Annotated in this window: 13 protein-coding genes; 3 read left to right on the forward strand and 10 right to left on the reverse strand. The window is 59.7% G+C overall.

Features of this window, described 5'->3' with window-relative positions; all coding sequences use genetic code 11:
- Nucleotides 1-108: 108 nt before the first annotated feature.
- From chbR to GF111_RS08895, 5 genes are all read right to left on the reverse strand, one after another.
- Complete coding sequence (chbR, locus tag GF111_RS08875; RefSeq protein WP_055313018.1) at nt 109-957, reverse strand: transcriptional regulator ChbR; 849 nt, start codon at nt 955-957, stop codon at nt 109-111.
- 15 nt (nt 958-972) lie between these two features.
- Nucleotides 973-2358 (reverse strand): glycoside hydrolase family 1 protein, encoded by a 1386-nt coding sequence (locus GF111_RS08880; protein ID WP_038871842.1) that lies wholly within the window; start codon nt 2356-2358, stop codon nt 973-975.
- A gap of 43 nt (nt 2359-2401) precedes the next feature.
- The gene (gene chbC / locus GF111_RS08885) at nt 2402-3763 is read right to left on the reverse strand and encodes a PTS N,N'-diacetylchitobiose transporter subunit IIC (RefSeq protein ID WP_038871844.1); all 1362 of its coding nucleotides are present in this window, start codon (nt 3761-3763) and stop codon (nt 2402-2404) included.
- 12 nt (nt 3764-3775) lie between these two features.
- Nucleotides 3776-4093, reverse strand: a complete 318-nt coding sequence (locus GF111_RS08890) for a PTS sugar transporter subunit IIB (RefSeq protein WP_004932561.1) — start codon at nt 4091-4093, stop codon at nt 3776-3778.
- Nucleotides 4094-4546: 453 nt separating this feature from the next.
- A complete protein-coding gene (locus GF111_RS08895) occupies nt 4547-5317 on the reverse strand; it encodes a LysR family transcriptional regulator (protein WP_255606677.1) in 771 nt (256 codons plus the stop codon).
- Between GF111_RS08895 and GF111_RS08900 the strand changes: the two genes are divergently transcribed.
- The 3 genes from GF111_RS08900 (at nt 5294) to mutS (ending at nt 9009) form a co-directional block, all read left to right on the forward strand.
- Nucleotides 5294-5749, forward strand: a complete 456-nt coding sequence (locus GF111_RS08900; protein ID WP_224217875.1) for a hypothetical protein — start codon at nt 5294-5296, stop codon at nt 5747-5749. The genes GF111_RS08895 and GF111_RS08900 overlap by 24 nt on opposite strands.
- A gap of 75 nt (nt 5750-5824) precedes the next feature.
- Nucleotides 5825-6277: a hypothetical protein gene (locus GF111_RS08905; RefSeq protein WP_224217830.1), complete on the forward strand. Its 453-nt coding sequence runs from the start codon at nt 5825-5827 to the stop codon at nt 6275-6277.
- A gap of 176 nt (nt 6278-6453) precedes the next feature.
- Nucleotides 6454-9009 carry a DNA mismatch repair protein MutS gene (mutS, locus tag GF111_RS08910; RefSeq protein ID WP_038883263.1) on the forward strand — a complete coding sequence of 852 codons (2556 nt, stop codon included), beginning with the start codon at nt 6454-6456 and terminating at the stop codon, nt 9007-9009.
- Nucleotides 9010-9088: 79 nt separating this feature from the next.
- Here the strand turns inward: mutS and rpoS are convergent, their stop codons facing one another.
- From rpoS to truD, 5 genes are all read right to left on the reverse strand, one after another.
- Nucleotides 9089-10087 (reverse strand): RNA polymerase sigma factor RpoS, encoded by a 999-nt coding sequence (gene rpoS / locus GF111_RS08915; RefSeq protein ID WP_019455119.1) that lies wholly within the window; start codon nt 10085-10087, stop codon nt 9089-9091.
- 54 nt (nt 10088-10141) lie between these two features.
- Nucleotides 10142-11140 (reverse strand): murein hydrolase activator NlpD, encoded by a 999-nt coding sequence (gene nlpD / locus GF111_RS08920; RefSeq protein ID WP_162419855.1) that lies wholly within the window; start codon nt 11138-11140, stop codon nt 10142-10144.
- A 325-nt stretch (nt 11141-11465) separates the two neighbouring features.
- Entirely contained in the window at nt 11466-12092 is a 627-nt protein-coding gene (locus GF111_RS08925; protein ID WP_047728898.1) for a protein-L-isoaspartate(D-aspartate) O-methyltransferase, read from the reverse strand.
- Entirely contained in the window at nt 12086-12847 is a 762-nt protein-coding gene (surE, locus tag GF111_RS08930) for a 5'/3'-nucleotidase SurE (RefSeq protein WP_038871882.1), read from the reverse strand. The genes GF111_RS08925 and surE overlap by 7 nt, the downstream gene beginning before the upstream one ends.
- Complete coding sequence (truD, locus tag GF111_RS08935) at nt 12828-13874, reverse strand: tRNA pseudouridine(13) synthase TruD (RefSeq protein ID WP_047728902.1); 1047 nt, start codon at nt 13872-13874, stop codon at nt 12828-12830. Before truD ends, surE begins: the two co-directional genes overlap by 20 nt.
- Nucleotides 13875-13878: the final 4 nt, after the last annotated feature.

A 13878-nucleotide genomic window follows, 5' to 3' on the forward strand; every position in this document is an offset into this window, starting at 1 on the left:
ACCGACCGACGCGGCATTCCCCTTCGCTAAGGTAAAAATCGAATGATTAACCGGCCGGCGGCCTGAAGCTCATCGGCATATCGGCGTTGATACTGATCGGGAGCGGCCCTAAAGAGGGCCGTAGCACTTTTTTCGGTAGTTGCCTGGGGTCACGTCGGTGAGCCGCTTGAAGTTCTTAATGAACAGGCTGACATCGCCATAGCCGGAATCAAAGGCGATATCGGAAACCGAAGAGTTGGTGACCTCCAGCTGCGTCTTGGCGAAATTGATACGGATCTCATTGATCACCTGCATCGGCGTCTTATGGTAGTAACGCCGCATCGCCCGGGTCAGATACTCCTGAGTCTTCCCCGACAGCGCCACCATGTTCGCCAACGCCCTTTCGCCGAACATCGCCTTGTCATGCATGCCGGCCAGGGTGTTCTTCAGCCACTGCGGGATATCATCGCCGCCGTCGTTTTCTTCCTTATAGTGACGAATGCGGCTGATCACATAGAAAGTCAGCGTTTCGAGAAATTCGGCGAAATCATCCTCGCGAAACTGCGGCGAACTCACCACCGATTCGATATAGGCCAAAAACTCGCTCCTCAGGCTGTAGGCCTGCGAGGCGACGAAGCAGCGCGGCAGCTGCTGCAAATAGTGCTCTTCAAAGAACGCTTTGCTGACCGCCACATTGAAGATTTTCGTCGCGCCGAACTCGTAAAAACTCTGGTGGTGGGAGCCAATAGGGATAAAGACGAAATCCCCGCGTTCCAGCAGCACCCGCTTGCCGTTGATCTCCTGGTAGCACTTGCCGCTCAGCACGATGGTGAACTCATAATAGTCGTGCTGATGCAGCCCGGTGGCGCTTTCCACCTTGTTGTAGATAAACAGGTGAAAATCTTTGCAGTTAAAAAAATCCTGCTCGCGAATCAGCTTCACGTCGTTCGCACTCAGCGAAATTCGGTTGTCGGACACGGCGCCGGCCTCCCGTTAGTCAAATCCGTTGCGTCTGGCCGCCTCGGCAAACCAGTAGCCGCTTTTCTTGATGGTGCGGCGCTGATCCGCCCGATCCAGCCGCACCAGCCCATAACGATTCTTGTAGGCGTTCAGCCAGGACCAGCAGTCGATAAAGGTCCAAAGATGATAGCCTTTGCACTGCGAGCCTTCCGCCAGCGCGCGGTGCAGCCATTTCAGGTGCTCGCGAATAAAGTCGATGCGGTAATCGTCCTCCACCCGCCCATCGGCGCCGATAAACGCCTCTTCGCCCTCAACGCCCATGCCGTTTTCCGAAATATAACAAGGCAGATTGCCGTAGTTTTCTTTCAGATCCATCAGGATGTCGTACAGCCCCTTTTCGTAGATCTCCCAGCCGCGGTGCGGATTGATTTTGCGGCCCGGCATTGCATAGTAACTGAACAAATCCTCCGGCGATGCGATCGGCCCCTCGGCACGGCGCCCCTCTTTCGCCAGCACCCTGCGCGGTTGGTAATAGTTGACGCCGAGGATGTCCACCACGCCGTCTTCAATCAGCTGTGCATCCTGCGGCTCGCAGTGGGGCATCAGCCCATGCCGCTCCAGCAGCTGCAGCAACGCCGCCGGATAACGCCCTTTGGCGACCGGATCGAGGAAACTGCGGTTGAGCAGCAGATCGGCGTCGTGCGCGGCCTGCCGATCCTCCGGCGCGTCGGAACGCGGATAGGTGGGGCTCAGGTTGAGAATGATGCCGATGTTCCCCGGCAGCTCCCGCGCTCTGAAACGCTGCACCGCCATGGCATGCGCCAGTACGCTGTGATACGCCACGGTGACCGCCCGTTTGAAATCCACCACGCAAGGGTAGTGCAGGTCATTCAGGTAACCGGCCTCCACCGGCACGATCGGCTCGTTGAAGGTGAACCAGTGGGTGACCCGATCGCCAAACAGACCGAAACAGGTATCGGCGTAACGCGCATAGGCTTCGACCACCGCCCGGCTTTCCCAGCCGCCGCGATGCTGCATGCACAGCGGCATATCGAAGTGGTAGAGATTGATAAACGGGGTGATGCCCTGCGCCAGCAGCTCGTCGATCATCGCGTTATAGAAGGCCACCGCCTGCGGGTTTACCTCTCCGTCGCCGTCCGGGATCAGCCGCGACCACGAGATCGACGTTCTAAAGGTATTGTGGCCCAGCGTTTTGAGCAGCCCGATATCGGTGCGGAAATGGTCGTAAAAGGTTGAGGCCTCGCCCGGCCCCACCCGATCGTGAAAGCGCTCGGGCGCGATCTCAAACCAATAGTCGAAGATGTTGCGGCTCTTGCCGTCCCGTGCGGCCGCCCCTTCAGACTGCGGCGCGGAGGTGGCGCTGCCCCACCAGAACCCGTCGGCAAATTGATATTCCATACTCGCGTCCCTCGCGGGGCGGCCACGCCGCCCCGTTCCACTGTTAGAATTTGAGCGCCTTGGCGATGTCTTCTTCGCTTTCCGTCGCCGCGTCGATCTGGCTCTGCGCCTTGTTGGAGATCGCCACGAACGGCAGATAAATCACGGTGGCGACCGCCAGGTTGAACAAGCTCAGCAACAGGGCCATGATGCTGCCGTTGGTGTTGAAGAACGCCCCCAGGCCGACCGGCATGGTCCAGGGTGCGATGTTGGTGATAGGCGGGATCAGCCCGGAGTAATAAGCCAGCGAGGTGATAATGGTCAGCACCGGCTGCACCAGGATGAACGGAATGAACATCACCGGGTTCATGATCACCGGCAGGCCGAACAGAATCGGTTCGTTGATCTGGAAAATGCCGGACGGCGTCGCCAGTTTGGCGACCTGGCGGTAATCTTCGCGGCGCGAGGCGATGAAGATGGCGATGATCAGGCCCAGCGTCGAGCCGGTGCCGCCAAGGTAGATGTAGGAGTCGACAAACGGCTTCGCCCACATATGGAACTCTTTCCCGGCGGCCACCGCCGCTTCGACCGAACCGTATTTGTTATACAGCTCCACGTTTTCCAGCGCGAACGGCGTCATGATGCCGCTGTCCAGCGCCGCCAGCGCCATGGAGCCGTGCACCCCGAAGAACCACAGCAGCGAGGAGAACAGCACGTACACCCAGCCCACCACGCTGCCCATCTTGGCCAGCGGCGCCGAAATGCCGTCCATGATGATCTGGTGGAAGTTGGTGCCCCAGTGCGCCAGCGCGAACGCCACCAGCCCCATGATAGAGAGGATGATGAAACCGGGGATCAGCGCCGAGAAGGAGCGCGACACCGAAGCCGGCACGCTGTCCGGCAGGCTGATCACCCAGTTGCGCCGCACGATGAAAGCAAACATCTCGGCCACCACCAGCCCGATCACCATACCGGAAATGATGTTGGCGCCGCCCAGCCAGTTGGCGCCCACCGCATAGGCCTCGCCGACGTTAAACGGCGTGACGGTCATAAAGGCCGCCACCGCCAGCAGTGCCGCAGCCAACGGATCGACCTTGCGCTCTTCGGCCAACGCCATGCTGATAAAGAACGGCGTCATCAGGGACATGATCCCCAGCGTACCGTTGTAAACGCTGCCGCCGATGCTCTTCAGCCCGTTCAGCGTCTCGATGGTGGAGGCATCCAGGCGCACGCCCAGCGAATAGAAGAACGATCCTTCGCCGAAGCTCAGGAACACGTTGTTGATCAACACGAACATCGCCCCGGTCAAGGTCAGCGGCATCAGGCGGATAAAGCCGTTCTTGATGGCGTTGACGTGGGGCTGCTTACCGATTTTTACGGCGAAAGGCAGGATAACCTTCTCGAGCGAGGCAATGAGGGTATTCACGGCGGCCTCCTGTTATTGATTGGCTTTCTTGATGGCGGCCACTGCGGCCTTCAGCACCCCCAGCCCATCGACCTTGCCGTACAGCAGCGGATCGATGACTTCAACAGGTTTGTTGGGCAGCTGTTTTTGCACTTCCGGCAAGGTGTAGGCGATCTGCGGCCCCAGCAGGATCAGATCCGCTTCAACGCCTTTCTCCGCGGCCAGCGCCTCCGGATAGGCGGCGATGATCACCGGTACTTCGTATTTCTCGGCCTGCGCCTTCATTTTTGATACCAACAGGGAAGTGGACATACCGGCAGAACAAAACAGATAGATTTTTTTCTTTTCCATACCAAGCACCTCAGATAATCAAAAAAACCCCGTGTTATTTGTATGCCAGATGCAATCACGATTGCTTCACGCACATTCCTTATGAAAATTTCCGTCACGTTGCCCTGGTTGCAGACAGTATACGGAGCATGAAAAACGGATCGGTAAGCCAGCGAGGATAATAACCGTCTCTCCTTGACCTGCTGGCTTGACCCCCTTCACATTTCACATAAAAAAATAGTGTGACCGGGCTCTCAAATAACCGATAAAAACTCGGAATATTCGCAATAAATACGCAAATAGCAATTATAAACAGCCAGTTATAAACTCGCCGGGAATTTAAGGGATTATTTGCGCCCGAACAAACGAAGAGGGAATAAAAATAGTTCAAGCTTGATTCGCTTACTTGCCATCCGAACGCGATGGCCGGTGAAGAAGATTAGGTGGGCAGACGCAGCAACTCGATCACCGTGGTCAGCGCCACGGAATGATTCCTGCGGTTGGGATATAGAGGTAAAAACCGGGAAACGGCGCGCACCAGTCGGCCAACACCCGCCGCAGCCGCCCGCTCGCGAGGTGTTCTTCCACCTCCTGTTCGATGGCGAACGCGATGCCGACGTGCGCCAACGCCGCCTGCAGCAACAGCCTGGCGTCATCCACGATAAGCGGGCTGTTGACCGCCACGGAAAATCGCTGCTCGCCCTGGTGAAATGCCCATTTGTAGCGCTCGCCCGAAGAGGCCTTGCGCCAACCGATGCAGCGGTGCTGCAACAAATCCTGTGGATGCGTCGGTTCGCCGTGCCGTTGAAAATAGTCCGGCGTGGCGACGATGGCGAAACGCAGATCCGGCGTCAGGCGCACCGCACGCATATCGTTGTGCAGATCCTCGCCGAGCCGAATACCGGCGTCAAAGCCTTGCTCGACGATGTTGGCAAACCCTTCGTCCGCCACCACCTCCAGCGTAATGCCGGGGTACTTGCTGGCCAACCGCCCCAGATGCGGCACGATGGCGAGATCGATCGCCGAACGCGGCGCGTTGATGCGCACCAGGCCGCGTGGCCCTTCGCGAAACGCATTCAGGCTCTCCAGCGCGGCGTCGATGTCGGTAAAGGCCGGCACCAGCTGTGCCAACAGATGCTCACCGGCCTCCGTCGGCGAGACGTTGCGGGTGGTACGGTTCAGCAGGCGAATGCCCACCTGCGCTTCCAGCTCGCGCAGGGTGTGAGTCAGCGTCGGCGGCGTCACGCCCAATCGGGCGGCGGCGCGGCGGACGGTACGCTGTATGTCGGGCTGATCACCAGCGGCAACGTGCTGCACAAACGGCCGGGTCAGGAGTGGGAAACCTTCTTCCCCGGCGCTGACACGGTGTTCGCCTCAAACGCGCTGCGGCTGGACGAACAGCGCGGGCTGCTGTGGGGGAACTCGCCGGACTTTCTCTCCGGCGGCAAAACGCGCGCCAACCGCATCTATGCGCTGAACGTCGCGGATGGCACCCTCAACCGCAACCTGGCGCTGCCATCGGGGGAAATGAGCAACGATATCGTGCTCGGCGCAGACGGCACGGTGTACGTGACGGAAACCCGCGGCGGCGGCATCCTGCGCCTGCGGCCGGGCGAAACGGCATTTAGTACACTGTATTGGGAGCCGCCGGGATCGTGCTGTTCGACGACCGGCTGATGGCAGTCGCCAATTTCGGCACCGGTAAGCTCTACCCCCCTCAGCTATAACGATCCAAAGCCGCAGCTGACGGAAATGCAGCTGCCGCGCCTCATCGAAAACCCGGACGGGATGGGGTTGGCACCGGACGGCGCGCTGATCGTGCTGGAAAACGCGATCCAGAGCGGCCAGGGGCGGATCCTGCGGATCCCTTCCCCCAAGGCGGCAGGCATGCACCGGATTGAGATCTTGCGCGAAGGCATGGAGTCGCCGGTCAACCTGACTATCCCCCCACAAGGCTGCGCCTTTGTCAGCGAATCGCGCATCCGCCACCGCCTGCTGCCCGGCCATGAAACCGAAGTGCCGACAGCTTCCGCCTCTATCAACTGCCTTTGCCTCTCACCGCCGCGCAATAACCTTTCCACCACCACTGCGGGCGGCGGCTTGCGTTGTTGCCAGCAGGCGAACAACAATCACGCTTCGTTGCAAACCCGCCTTGCGCTACGCTTCCCATTTTTACCTGTGACAGCCGATTGCCCGCTGGGCTAGTATAAGCGTCTGTGCAAACCTCGGGTTTGAGCGCGCCGTTTGGCGTTTTGATGATTTGATTTGCGCCGCCCGGCAAGCGCTAAATGGGGCGGCGCCTGCTGAAACAATGTGATAGCGAATGACGACAATGAAAATCACAGTTCCCTTTACATTCAATGGATTGGAAAAATAATCGCATGAATAGCACCGATAAACTCGATTCGCATACGCCGATGATGCAGCAGTACCTGCGCCTCAAGGCCCAGCATCCTGAAATCCTGCTGTTCTACCGCATGGGCGACTTCTACGAGCTGTTTTACGACGACGCCAAGCGTGCTTCCCAACTGCTGGATATTTCGCTGACCAAGCGCGGCGCCTCGGCGGGTGAACCGATCCCGATGGCCGGCGTGCCGCACCACGCGGTAGAGAACTACCTGGCCAAGCTGGTGCAGCTCGGCGAGTCCGTCGCCATCTGCGAGCAGATCGGCGATCCGGCCACCAGCAAAGGGCCGGTCGAACGCAAAGTGGTGCGTATCGTCACCCCCGGCACTATCACCGACGAAGCGCTGCTGCAAGAGCGTCAGGACAACCTGCTGGCGGCGATCTGGCAGGACGCGCGCGGCTTCGGCTACGCCACGCTGGACGTCAGCTCCGGCCGCTTCCGCGTCGCCGAGCCGCAGGATCTGGAAACCATGGCCGCCGAGCTGCAGCGCACCAATCCGGCCGAGCTGCTCTACCCGGAAACCTTCGAACAAATGGCGCTGATCGAACAGCGCCACGGCCTGCGCCGCCGCCCTCTGTGGGAATTCGAGCTTGAGACCGCGCGTCAGCAGCTCAACCTGCAATTCGGTACCCGCGACTTGACCGGTTTCGGCGTCGAGCAGGCTCACCAGGCGCTGCGCGCCGCCGGCTGCCTGTTGCAGTACGTCAAAGATACCCAGCGCACTTCGCTGCCGCACATTCGCGGCCTCACCATGGAGCGCCAGCAGGACGGCATCATCATGGACGCCGCGACCCGCCGCAATCTGGAGCTGACGCAGAGCCTGTCCGGCGGCAGCGACAACACGCTGGCGGCGATCCTCGATCGTACGGTCACGCCGATGGGCAGCCGCATGCTGAAACGCTGGCTGCACATGCCGACCCGCGATATCAAGGTTCTCACCGCTCGCCAACAGGCGATCGGCGCATTGCAGGAGCTGTTTACCGATCTGCAGCCTTCGCTGCGTCAGGTGGGCGATCAGGAGCGAATTTTGGCGCGTCTGGCGCTGCGCACCGCCCGGCCGCGCGATCTGGCGCGCATGCGTCATGCTTTCCAGCAACTGCCGGACATCCGTGCGCTGCTGCAAGACGTGGACACCCCGCACGTGCAGCAGCTGCTGTCACAGGTGGGCCAGTTCGACGAGCTGCGTGAGCTGCTGGAACGCGCGGTCATTGAATCGCCGCCGGTGCTGGTACGCGACGGCGGCGTGATCGCCCCCGGGTACAACAGCGAGCTGGACGAGTGGCGCGCACTCGCCGACGGCGCCAGCGACTACCTCGACCGGCTGGAGATCCGCGAGCGTGAAAAGCTGGGGCTGGATACGCTCAAGGTCGGTTTTAACGGCGTACACGGCTACTACATTCAGGTCAGCCGCGGCCAAAGCCACCTGGTGCCGATCCACTATGTGCGCCGTCAGACGCTGAAAAATGCCGAGCGCTACATCATCCCGGAATTGAAAGAGTACGAAGACAAAGTGCTCACCTCCAAGGGTAAGGCGCTGGCGATCGAGAAAAGCCTGTACGACGAGCTGTTTGATCTGCTGCTGCCGCACCTGGCGGAACTGCAGCAAAGCGCCGCCGCACTGGCCGAGCTGGACGTGCTGGCCAATCTGGCCGAGCGCGCCGATACCCTGAACTACGCTTGCCCAACCATGAGTGAACAGCCGGGGATCCGCATTACCGAAGGCCGCCACCCGGTGGTAGAGCAGGTGCTGAGCGAGCCGTTTATCTCCAACCCGCTCACCCTGTCGCCACAGCGCCGCATGCTGATCATCACCGGCCCGAATATGGGCGGTAAAAGCACTTATATGCGGCAAACGGCGCTGATCGTGCTGATGGCGCACATCGGCAGTTACGTGCCGGCCACCAAGGCCACCATCGGCCCGGTGGATCGCATCTTCACCCGCGTCGGCGCGGCGGACGATCTGGCTTCCGGCCGCTCTACCTTCATGGTGGAGATGACCGAAACCGCCAACATCCTGCACAACGCCACCGAGCACAGCCTGGTGTTGATGGATGAAATCGGCCGCGGCACCTCCACCTACGACGGCCTGTCGCTGGCCTGGGCTTGCGCCGAGAATCTGGCTAACCGCATCAAGGCGATGACGCTGTTCGCCACCCACTACTTCGAGCTGACGACCCTGCCGGAGAAAATGGAAGGCGTGGTCAACGTGCACCTGGACGCGCTCGAACATGGCGACACCATTGCCTTCATGCACAGCGTGCAGGACGGTGCCGCCAGCAAAAGCTATGGCCTGGCGGTCGCCGCGCTGGCCGGCGTACCGCGCGACGTCATCAAGCGCGCCCGTCAGAAGCTGCGCGAGCTGGAGTCTATCTCCAGCCACACCGCCTCGGGCAGCGTCGATGCCACCCAGATGACGCTGCTGCAGGAAGAGACCTCGCCGGCGGTAGAAGCCCTGGAGGCACTGGATCCGGATTCCCTGTCGCCGCGCCAGGCGCTGGAATGGATCTACCGGCTGAAAAATATGGTGTAGTCTGGCGCCAAACGCGGGCATAAAAAAACGGTGAGCATCATGCTCACCGTTTTTATTTGATGCGGTTCAACAACCGGCGTTATTCGCGGAACAGTGCCTCAATGCTCAGGCCCTGCATCTGCAGAATTTCACGCAGACGGCGCAGACCTTCAACCTGAATCTGACGGACGCGCTCGCGCGTCAGGCCAATCTCCCGGCCTACGTCTTCCAGCGTCGCCGCTTCATAGCCCAGCAGGCCGAAACGACGCGCCAACACTTCACGCTGTTTGGCGTTCAGTTCGAACAGCCATTTGACGATGCTTTGCTTCATATCGTCGTCTTGCGTGGTGTCTTCAGGCCCGTTGTCCTTCTCGTCGGCCAGAATATCCAGCAGCGCTTTCTCCGAATCCCCGCCCAGCGGCGTATCCACCGAGGTGATGCGTTCATTCAGGCGCAGCATGCGGCTGACGTCATCCACCGGCTTGTCGAGTTGCTCGGCAATCTCTTCAGCGCTCGGTTCATGATCCAGCTTGTGGGAAAGCTCGCGCGCGGTGCGCAGATAGACATTCAGTTCTTTGACGATATGGATAGGCAAACGAATGGTACGGGTTTGGTTCATGATCGCCCGTTCAATCGTCTGACGGATCCACCAGGTTGCATAAGTGGAGAAGCGGAAACCGCGTTCCGGGTCGAATTTTTCCACTGCGCGAATCAGACCGAGGTTACCCTCTTCGATCAGATCCAGCAGCGCCAGACCGCGGTTGCTGTAGCGGCGGGCGATTTTCACCACCAGCCGCAGGTTGCTTTCAATCATGCGGCGGCGGGACGGCACGTCACCGCGCAGAGCACGCCGCGCAAAATAGACTTCTTCCTCTGCGGTCAGCAGAGGTGAATAACCGATCTCACCCAGATAGAGCTGCGTCGCATCCAATACGCGTTGCGTAACGCCTTGAGACAACAGCTCTTCTTCCGCTAAATCGTTCTCGCTGGCCTCTTCTTCTACCAGCGCTTTTTCATCAAACGACTCAGCCTCAGCTCCATTCTCGTCGAAATCCGCATCATCATGTAACTCGTTAACTTTCAGCGTATTTTGGCTCATATGCTGCTCCTACCCGTGATACCGCGAGCAGAATCTCAGCGTATTCTGCCCAATCTATCGCTGCGGAAGATAACGCAGCGGGTTTACGGATTTCCCCTTGTAACGAATTTCAAAATGCAAACGTACTGAACTGGTACCGGTGCTACCCATGGTGGCTATTTTTTGACCCGCCTTCACTTCTTGTTGTTCCCGGACCAGCATTGTGTCGTTATGAGCGTAGGCGCTCAGGTAATCATCATTGTGTTTGATGATGATTAGATTACCGTAACCCCGTAAAGCGTTGCCGGCATACACTACGCGGCCATCGGCGGTAGCGAAGATAGGCTGCCCACGGGAACCGGCGATATCGACGCCCTTATTCCCACCTTCTGATGAGGAAAAGTTATCAATAATCTTACCGTCAGTCGGCCATCTCCAGGTACTGACCGGAGAACTGTTGCTGACGGTGCTGCTCACGGATGGAGCGGCTTCCGGTGCGGTAACAGGCGCAGTCGCGGTCCCAACCGCTGCGGCACCTGCTGCAGGTAACATCTTACCTACATTCTGTTTACCCGAGTTTTCAGAATACGCGTTAGTTGATTGAGAATCAACCGTTGCCGTCTGGATCTGGGAGCTGGAAGGTGGCTTCGGAACGCCGCCTTTGGTCGCGTCTGTCGTCGCCAGCATGCCGCCGCCGCCGTTGGCAGAACCATTACCAAGCTGAATGGTTTGGCCAACATTCAGGCTGTATGGCTCGGGAATATTGTTACGCTGCGCCAGGTCGCGGAAATCGTTGCCGGTGATCCAGGCGATATAAAACAGCGTGTCGCCGCGCTTGACCGTATAGGTTTCACCGCCGCTGTAGCTCCCTTTAGGGATAGCGTTATAACTGCGGTTATAGACAATGCGGCCCTCGGGGCTGACCTGCTGCGCCCCGCCATTATTATTGCCGGATGGAACGGCACCGCCGCCACCCACGCTGCTGATAGGGGCCGACGTCGAGGCATTGTTCGTACAACCCGCCAACCACAAACTTACCATCGTACACACCGCTACCCGGCGTAACGTAATCATTGGGCTTCCCGTGCTCATGCTTCCCCCATGACAGCAATATCAGTGATATATCCAAAATACCCTTTACATCGTAGCCGAGCTTTTGCCACTTCCCAGTCCCTGCGATGTAAAGGCGCCGCCGGCCGATCCCTGAACGCCAGGTCATCTCCCGCCGGAGCATCAAAACGCGCGCCAATGCTAACCACATTGGCGTTGCCGCACCATAAGACAACTACGTAGAAAGGCCAATTCTAGTGAAAATTAGCCTGATTGGAACGAGAAAACCTTATCCGGACGTGATGAAAGTGCAACAGATTTTGCAGACGGTCGAAAAATCAGACAATCGCTAGGCCAATTCGCCTTTCACCAGCGGGACAAAGCGCACCGCTTCCACCGCATCGACAACGAACTCGTTGCCATGGCGTTGAATGCGTTTGAGGGTTTGGGCCTGCTCGCCCACCGGCAGCACCAAAATGCCGCCGTCGTCCAATTGTTCCACCAGCGCCTGCGGGATCTCCGGCGGCGCGGCGGTGACGATGATCGCATCGAACGGGCCACGCGACGCCCAGCCCTGCCAGCCGTCGCCGTGGCGGGTGGAAACATTATGAAGATCGAGCTGCTTCAGGCGGCGCTTGGCCTGCCACTGTAGCCCCTTGATGCGCTCGACGGAACAAACGTGTTGCACCAGATGTGCCAGGATAGCGGTCTGATAACCGGAACCGGTGCCGATCTCCAGCACCCGTGAAGTGGGCTTCAGATTCAGCAGCTCGGTCATCCGCGCCACCATATAAGGCTGGGAAATGGTCTGGCCGGAGCCGATCGGCAGCGCGGTGTTTTCGTAGGCCTTATGATCCAGCGCTTCGTCGACAAAACGCTCGCGCGGCACCGCTTCGATCGCCCGCAGCAGCTTTTCGTCCCGGATCCCCTGCTGCCGCAGCTGCGTCAGCAATGTTTGCATACGCTTGTTCACCATTCCCCGCTAACCTCTGCCTTGGTTAACCATGTTTTCACGACTTCCTGCGCCACGTAGGCAGTCAAATCCACCTGCAGCGGCGTGATCGCCACATAGCCTTGTTCCACCGCCGCAAAGTCGGTATCCGGCCCGACATCAAATTTATCACCAGGCGGCCCGATCCAGTAGAGATTTTGTCCGCGCGGATCCTGCTGGCAGAATACCTTGTCGGCGGGATGGCGGCTGCCGCAGCGGGTAACGCGCAGGCCTTTAATCTCCGCCAGGGGCAGATCCGGTACGTTGATATTCAGGATTTTTCCGGTACGCAACGGCTCACGCCGCAACGCGCGCAGGATACGGCAAGTAATGGCAGCGGCGGTCGCATAGTGCTGGTGGCCGTTCAACGACACCGCCAACGCGGGCAGCCCCAGATGCCGGCCCTCCATCGCCGCTGCGACGGTGCCGGAATAGATGACATCGTCGCCCAAATTCGGCCCGGCGTTGATGCCGGAGACCACGATATCCGGTGCCGGGTGCATCAGTGCGTTGACGCCAAGATAGACACAGTCGGTCGGCGTCCCCTGCAGCACCGCAATATCGCCGTTGGCCAGCGTCTGCGTGCGCAGCGGCGATTCCAGCGTCAGAGCATTGGAAGAGCCGCTGCGGTTACGATCCGGCGCCACGACCTGCACCTCGGCGAATTCCCGCAGCGCCGCCGCCAGCACCTGAATGCCCGGAGCGCTGACGCCGTCATCGTTACTCAGCAATATCCGCATCACTGTCATCCTGCTGCATGATCTCGCGAACTACGCTGGTGGCGAAGCTGCCTGCCGGCAGCCAGAAGCGCAGTTCCACGGTAACGTCATCCCACCAGTTCCACAGCATATTTTGCGGCTGCAACAGCAGGGCCCGACGAGCGGGTTCGACACGCTCGCGCTTTAAAAGCGTAAGCAATTCCGGCTGCTCCGCCAAGCATTGTTGTTCAAATGCCAACGCATCGCCGGCAGTACCCGGCTCGCCGTCGCCCGGCAACGCCGCGGTGACAACCAGCTCGCCGGCATCCAAGCGCTGTTGCAGCGTCTCCAGCTCATCGGCTTTGGCGACAAACCAGCTGCCGCGGCCCCTCAGCTGCAGGGCGTCACCTTCCAGCACGGTGCGCTGCAGGCCGTCGGCCAGACGCCTGCTCGCGACCTGATTAAACAGCGCGCTGCGGCTGGCGGACAGGTAGAAACTGCGCTTGCTGCGCTCTTTGACGCGAATTTCGTCATTCGCCCAGCGGCGCGCCATCACCAGGTTGTTGCCGCCGCGGCCGAAACGCTGGCTGCCGAAGTAGTTCGGCACGCCCTGCACGGCGATAGCCTGCAGGCGGCGTTCCACGTCCTGCCGGTCGGAAATCTGGCGCAGCACCAACGTAAAGTGGTTGCCCTTCAGGTTGCCGATGCGCATTTTACGCAGATGGCGGGCGTACGAGAGCACCTCGCAGCCTTCCAGCGTAAACCGGGAGAAGTCCGGCGTGTCCTTACCCGGCATATGCAGGCAGAACCACTGCTCGGTCACCGCGTGGCGATCCTTCAAGCCGGCATAGCTGACGGAACGGGCGTGAATACCGGCGAAGCGCGCCAGGTAATCGGCCACGAACTGGGTATTGCAGCCGTTTTTACGGATGTTAACCAGGACGTGCTCGCCTTCACCGTCCGGCGCAAAGCCCAGGTCTTCCACCACCACGAAATCTTCCGGATTGGCTTTCAACACCCCGGTGCTCTGCGGCCGGCCATGCAGCCAGGTCAGATTCGCCATATCCATGCGG

The sequence above is a fragment of the Serratia sp. HRI genome, assembly GCF_010119335.3.
Lineage (GTDB): Bacteria > Pseudomonadota > Gammaproteobacteria > Enterobacterales > Enterobacteriaceae > Serratia > Serratia nevei.